Origin of the sequence: Pseudodesulfovibrio sp. (genome assembly GCF_028692895.1) — a bacterium.
Classification (GTDB): Bacteria; Desulfobacterota; Desulfovibrionia; order Desulfovibrionales; family Desulfovibrionaceae; genus Pseudodesulfovibrio.
Map to the genome: position 1 here is coordinate 1 of NZ_JAQUWN010000121.1, position 4,895 is coordinate 4,895.

Consider the following 4,895-nt stretch of genomic DNA (forward strand, 5'->3'; position numbering starts at 1 on the left):
CCCCATCCCCTCTCCCTTCCTAAACTTTTTAGTTCCGCTTCGCGGGGAAAGACAGATTCTTCCCCTGAAACAAAAAGACAAAGCGCGCGGGCAGCCCCTTGGGCCGCCCGCGCGCTTTGGTTTCACTGTGCCGAATACCCGCGATCCGCCCCGCGAAGCGGAGCCAAAAAGTTCTGGAGAGTCCAGAGAACCTCTTTCAAGAGGTTCTTTGGCCGTCGGAGACGCCCCGCCGGCGAGGCGTTCCCCGGCGGGCTGCCGCTGGCGACGTGCGCCTAGAATTTCAGGTCGTACATTTTGGACCCGGCCGGGGCGGGCTTGCGTCCGGTGCTGCGCACGGGCCTGCCCGCCCGGATGTCGCGCTCGGCCTGCTCGACGTCCAGGGCGCGCAAAAATCCCTTGGCCTCCTCCATGTCCGGATTCAGGGCCAGGGCGCGCTCCAGGTGGCGGCGGCAGTCGTCGAAACGCCCCTTGCCGTGATAGGCGCGGGCGATGTTGAAGTGCAGGTTCTCGTCGCTCTCGTTCACTTCGAGGGCCTTGGTGTAGTAGCGGATGGAGTCGTCGTAGCGGGACTGTTTGCGCAGGTCGATGCCGAACTCGTTGAAGCGGTGGCGCTCGGCCTCGCGAAACTCCTCGTCGGTGTTGAGCAGCCGCTCCACCATGTCGCGCAACCGGGTGAAATGGCGCTGGTCGGCGTAGACTTCGGCCAGTTCGTCCGCCTCGCCCGCCTCACGGTCCGGGGCCATGACCGCGTCGATGAAGGCGCGCTCCGCCTTGTCCAGCCGGTCGGCGTTGAACAGGCGGCGGCCCCCCCGGACCTTCTCCTGGAGGGAGAGCAGGCACGGCAGGGGATGCGTCTGGTAGTAGGAAAGTTCCGGTGTGTAATACTTGAGAAAATCGGCCTTGGGCACCAGCCGGACCACCCCGGAGGGGATGTGGTCGCCGTCCAGGGGGCGGACCTCGTACACCTCGTCGTCGCGCTTGCGCACGAACCAGAAAGTGCTGTTCAGGTAGCGGGAGCCCTCGTCCCCCGGCCGATATTCATATCTGGTGCTGTGGGAGTAGACTCCCATCACTTCGCATTCCCCGTTCACGGCTCCGCCTCCAAAGCCCCCGCCCCCGCCAGGAAGCGGGCCGATCAAGCTCCTTCCACCGCCGCTTCGGCCCCCTGGTCGAGGGCGTAGGCGAATTCGTATTCCCGGACCGTCCGGCCCGCCACCACGTCGTACTGGCTGCGGAAGACCAGGCCCTCCGCCAGCTCGTCGGCGATGAACAACCCCATGGCGTCGAAGCTGGTGCGCCGCACCTTGCCCCGGCGCCGCCCGTCCAGGACGTGGTCCCACTCCCCGCCCGGGCCGTGATGCATGACCAGGACCCGGAGGGTGCGCTCCTCCCAGTAGAGGTGGATGTGGACGTCCTCGCCCTCGCCCCGCTCCCGGATATTGCCCATGCAATAGTTGCAGACGCCCTCCACGCACGCCTGAAACCGGAGGCAATGCTTCCGCGCGAACCCGTTGGCCCGGAAAAAGGCCTCGATGCCCGCGTTGACGATGTTCACGCTCCCCCTGGCCGGGGGCATGGACCAACTGGCGATGAGGGACATGCGCATCTCCCGGTCAATCATGGATTATCTCTCCTTGGGGATACCCGAAAACAATGGCCGGGGCAATGGCTCCCCTTGGCTCCGGCCCCGGCTTGGTGCATACTGGCACCAAACCCTCAGCCAAGGCAGGTATTCCATGCAGCGAGCCGACATCGAGCGCATCTTCGAGGCCTTTTTCGAAAAATACAAGAAAACCGAAGGGGACGAGACCGCCTGGTCCGCCTACTGGACCGAGCTGACCCCGGCGGGCAAGTTCGAGATCAACCTGACCAAGTGCCCGTGCGGCACCATCTTCAAGGTGTTCGTGGACAACAAAAAAGTCCTGGAACTGAACGGCTGGGACGCCTTTTTCGAGGGCATGGCGGCCTTTGGCGAGGCCCATCCCGGCCTCTACGACCCGGACGTTTTTTTCGCCGATATGGAGGCTATGATCTAGGGGAATCCGGTATACAGGCACACATTTTTCCCTTGACGCGGGAGACGCGGCGGCGTAAGGCGAACTGACTAAAGTAGTCGGCGACGTCCACGGGGACGATACCGGTAACCGCCGGTCTGCGCTGGCGATCGGTGGGCAAATTGCAGTTTGAAAGGGAAGCTCGCGCGTTCGGTTCAATCCTCTTTGTTTCACCTGGGCGGGGCACCGCCAATTGTTACATCTTTTTTTAATTTCTGGAGTTTTTTTCGAAATGGCCAAGAACATCTATGTGGGCAACCTGCCCTGGAGTGCTACGGAAGAGGACATCCGCGCCGCGTTTGAAACCTACGGCGAAGTCTACTCTGTCAAACTGATCAACGATCGCGAAACCGGCCGTCCGCGCGGCTTCGGTTTCGTGGAAATGGAAGACCAGGGCGCGCTCGAAGCCATCGAGAACCTGGACGGCAGCAGCTTCGGCGGCCGCAACCTCAAGGTCAACGAGGCCCGCCCCCGTCCCGAACGTCCCCGCTGGTAGCGGAGACGTTTCCAGACAAGGCATAGTCGAGCCCGCCCGAAAGGGCGGGCTTTTCCCGTCTGCAAAACACAAGAGGAGTTTTCCCAGCTTATGGCAAAAGAAGAAGGAATTACCGTCCAGGGCACCGTCGAGGAAGCCCTGCCCAACGCCATGTTCCGCGTTGAACTCGAAAACGGGCACACCGTCCTGGCCCACATCTCCGGAAAGATGCGCAAGTTCCGCATCCGCGTCATGCCCGGCGACACCGTGACCGTCGAGCTGTCGCCCTACGACCTCACTCGCGGCCGCATCACCTTCCGCCCCCGCTAGACGTTATTTTTTCTCCCGTTCCGTTGCCGGATCGGGAGCCCGGTGCCATATACGAGGTTCCCGCGCCCCAGTGCGTGCGCGGGAACGGCTGTTTGCGTCCGCGCCCGTCCCGTCGCGCGTTCCCTTTTTACCACAAGGCTTTTCATGACTACCTTTCAGGATCTCGGCCTCTCCGCGCCGACCCTGGCCGCCCTTGACGCCAAGGGCTTCGCCAATCCCACGCCCATCCAGGAGCGGACCATCCCCCTGCTCCTCTCGGGCGCCATCGACATCGTGGGCCAGGCCCGCACCGGCACCGGCAAGACGGCGGCCTTCGCCCTGCCCATCGTGGAGGTCGCCAGCGAAAACTGCGGCCACGTCCAGGCCCTGGTCCTGGCCCCCACCCGCGAGCTGGCCATCCAGGTGGCCGAGGAAATCAACTCCCTCAAGGGGGAGAAACGCGTCCGCGTCCTGCCGGTCTACGGCGGCCAGGACATCCGCCAGCAGTTCGCCGCCCTCAAGCGCGGCGTGGACGTGGTGGTCGGCACCCCCGGCCGGATCATGGACCACCTGAGCCGGGGCACCCTGCGCCTCGACCGGCTGGATTTCGTGGTCCTCGACGAGGCGGACGAGATGTGCAACATGGGCTTCATCGACGACGTGCGCGAGATCCTCATGGCCGCCAACCCCGACCGCCGCACCCTGCTCTTCTCGGCCACCATGCCGCGCGAGGTCATGCGCATCGCCGCCGAATTCATGGGCGACTTCGAGACCGTGCGCGTGGAGGACGAGCGGGCCGACGCCCAACTGACCCGCCACGTCTTCCACGAGATCGACGACGCCGACCGGTTCGAGGCCCTGTGCCGGGTCATCGACGCCCAGCCCGAGTTCTACGGCCTGGTCTTCACCCGCACCCGGGCCGACGCGGACCAGGTGGCCGAAAAGCTGAACGAGCGCGGCTACCCGGCCGAGCCCATCCACGGCGACCTCTCCCAGCCCCGGCGCGAGGAGATCCTGGCCAAGTTTCGCTCCCGCCGGGCCACCATCCTGGTGGCCACGGACGTGGCCGCGCGCGGCATCGACGTCCCGGACCTGACCCACGTGGTCAACTACGCCCTGCCCCAGGACCCGGCCACCTTCGTCCACCGCACCGGCCGCACCGGCCGCGCGGGCAAGGAGGGCATGGCCGTCACTCTCATCGCCCCCGGCGAGTTCCGCAAGCTGATGTTCATCACGCGCGGCGCGGGCATCGACATCGCCAAGGCCCCGCTGCCGCGCATCCGGGACGTGATCTTCTCCAAGAAGCGGCGGATGATGGACAAGCTGGAAACGATCATGGCCGAGGAGTCCTTCGACGCCTACGACGACATGGCCCGCGAGCTGATGGCCGAGAAGGACCCGGTCGAGGTCGTGGCCGCCCTGCTGCGCAACGCCTTCGGCGACGAACTGGTGGAGTCGAGCTACCGCGAGATAAGCCCCGCGCCCAAGCCCGGCGCGGGCAACGGCCGGGCCGACCTTGTCTGCGCCCTGGGCCGCGTGGACGGCATGACCCCCCCGCAGTTCGTGGAGTTCGTGTGCCGCGCAGCGAAAATCAAGCCCTTCGCCATCCAGCACGTCAGGGTCCAGGGGACCCGAACCACCTTCACCGTGCCCATGGCCGACGCCGAGCGGGTCATGGAACGGGTCAGGGACCGCGACGGCAACCTGCTCGTCTCGCGCGGCAAGTTCGAAAAGAAGCCGCCCTTCCGCCACGAATTCCGCAAGTCCGGCCCGCCCAAGCGGGACGGCAAGCCCTTCCGCAAGCCGTACAAGCCGAGCAAGGGCTAATCCCCCGCCCGGTTCACGCAAAAAGAAGCCCCGGCCGCGCCAGCGACCGGGGCTTTTTCTCATAAGATTCAGCCTGGGCTACGCCCGGAACACCCTCGGGGCCCCGGCGGTGTCCTCCACCCGGTAGCCTGCGGCGGCCATGCGTTCGCGCAGCTCGTCGGACAGGGCGAAATCCTTGGCGTCGCGCGCCTTCTGGCGGTCGGCCACCATGCCCTGCACCTCCGGGGGCA

The 4,895-nt window shown here is 65.5% G+C and carries 6 protein-coding genes; 4 read left to right on the forward strand and 2 right to left on the reverse strand.

Features of this window, described 5'->3' with window-relative positions:
• Positions 1-272: 272 nt before the first annotated feature.
• Positions 273-1,091 (reverse strand): tetratricopeptide repeat protein, encoded by an 819-nt coding sequence (locus PHP91_RS16975; protein ID WP_300143627.1) that lies wholly within the window; start codon positions 1,089-1,091, stop codon positions 273-275.
• Positions 1,092-1,135: 44 nt separating this feature from the next.
• A complete protein-coding gene (locus tag PHP91_RS16980; RefSeq protein ID WP_300143630.1) occupies positions 1,136-1,621 on the reverse strand; it encodes a hypothetical protein in 486 nt (161 codons plus the stop codon).
• Between the two features lie 115 nt (positions 1,622-1,736).
• Between PHP91_RS16980 and PHP91_RS16985 the strand changes: the two genes are divergently transcribed.
• The 4 genes from PHP91_RS16985 to PHP91_RS17000 all read left to right on the forward strand — a co-directional run bounded on the left by PHP91_RS16985 (position 1,737) and on the right by PHP91_RS17000 (position 4,665).
• On the forward strand, positions 1,737-2,036 hold the full coding sequence (locus PHP91_RS16985; RefSeq protein WP_300143632.1) for a hypothetical protein: 300 nt from the start codon (positions 1,737-1,739) through the stop codon (positions 2,034-2,036).
• A gap of 250 nt (positions 2,037-2,286) precedes the next feature.
• On the forward strand, positions 2,287-2,550 hold the full coding sequence (locus PHP91_RS16990) for an RNA-binding protein (protein ID WP_300143635.1): 264 nt from the start codon (positions 2,287-2,289) through the stop codon (positions 2,548-2,550).
• 90 nt (positions 2,551-2,640) lie between these two features.
• Complete coding sequence (gene infA / locus PHP91_RS16995; protein ID WP_097011754.1) at positions 2,641-2,859, forward strand: translation initiation factor IF-1; 219 nt, start codon at positions 2,641-2,643, stop codon at positions 2,857-2,859.
• Between the two features lie 144 nt (positions 2,860-3,003).
• Positions 3,004-4,665 (forward strand): DEAD/DEAH box helicase, encoded by a 1,662-nt coding sequence (locus PHP91_RS17000; RefSeq protein WP_300143642.1) that lies wholly within the window; start codon positions 3,004-3,006, stop codon positions 4,663-4,665.
• Positions 4,666-4,895 lie beyond the last annotated feature (230 nt).